We start from the raw sequence: 1,350 nt of genomic DNA on the forward strand, positions 1-1,350 counted from the left end.
TACTGCAACGGCAGTCGGGTGGCGTGTGGTAGATCATCCTGGTGGTGGTCGATGTGGTGATGGATCAGCTGGACCGGGTGCATGAGCGGATCGCGGGCCGGTTCACCCGCTCGGAGCCGCGGGCCCGGGCCAGGGAGTACATGTCCGGGCTGGTCGCGGGGCTGGAGCGGAAGAACGGCTGGACGCTGGCCGAGCAAGCCGGCGAAATGTCGCCGGACGGCATGCAACGGCTGCTGCGCTGGGCGGACTGGAACATCGACGGAGTCCGCGACGACGTGCGCGACTACGTCATCGAGCACCTCGGCGAGCCCGGTGGCGTGCTGATCGTGGACGACACCGGGTTCCTGAAGAAAGGTGTGCGGTCGGCGGGGGTGCAGCGGCAGTACTCCGGGACGGCGGGCCGGATCGAGAACTGTCAGATCGGCACGTTCCTGGCCTATGCCTCCGAGCGCGGGCATGCGCTGATCGATCGGGCGCTGTATCTCCCGGAGCCGTGGATCGCCGACCCGGATCGGTGCCGGCGGGCCGGGATCCCCGACGGGACCGAGTTCGAGACGAAGCCGCGCCAAGCCATGGGAATGCTGGCGCGGGCGTTCGCCGCGGGAGTCCCGTTCTCGTGGATCACCGCTGATGAGGCCTACGGGCAGGTGAAGTACCTGCGGGTGTGGCTGGAGGAGCACGACGCCGCGTATGTGCTGGCCACCAAGGTCAACGACCTGCTGACCACCACGAGCGGCGCCGAGGCGAGGGCGGATGAGCTGATCGCGGACCTGCCCGCCCGGTCGTGGCGGCGGTTGTCGGTCGGAGCCGGTGCGCATGGCCCGCGCGAGTACGACTGGGCGCGGATCCCGCTCGGGATCGGTTGGCGGGCGGGGCGCGGGCATTGGCTGCTGGCGCGGCGTTCGATCAGTGATCCGACCGAGGTCGCCTACTACGTCTGCTACGGCCCTCGTCGCTCGAGCCTGCTGGATGTGGCCTGGGTCGCCGGGGCCCGGTGGCGGATCGAGGAGTGTTTCCAGCAGGCCAAGAACGAAGCCGGGCTGGACCACTACCAGGTCCGGTCCTGGCGGGCCTGGTATGCCCACATCACCCTGTCGATGCTCGCCCACGCCTGGCTCGCCGTCTCCCGATCCCTGACCCTAAAAGGGGAATCGGTGTCGGCGAACCAGGCATGATCGGGTTCACGCTACCGGAGATCCGGCGCCTGCTCGCCAAACTCGTCCTGCGTGTCGCCGACGCCGCCGACCACGTCTGGGCCTGGTCCTGCTTCCGCCGCCGACGACAACACCAAGCCCGCCTCAGCCATTACAAACGACGCGGCTACCCACTCACCTGAATGCCGTTGCAGTA

At 68.7% G+C, this 1,350-nt stretch carries 1 protein-coding gene; it reads left to right on the forward strand.

What is annotated here, in order from left to right; all coding sequences use genetic code 11:
- Nucleotides 1-41 precede the first annotated feature (41 nt).
- The gene (locus AB0N03_RS52395; RefSeq protein WP_364389003.1) at nt 42-1,175 is read left to right on the forward strand and encodes an IS701 family transposase; all 1,134 of its coding nucleotides are present in this window, start codon (nt 42-44) and stop codon (nt 1,173-1,175) included.
- Nucleotides 1,176-1,350 lie beyond the last annotated feature (175 nt).

This window comes from Amycolatopsis sp. NPDC051061, assembly GCF_040682935.1.
In the GTDB taxonomy this organism is placed as follows: Bacteria; Actinomycetota; Actinomycetes; order Mycobacteriales; family Pseudonocardiaceae; genus Amycolatopsis.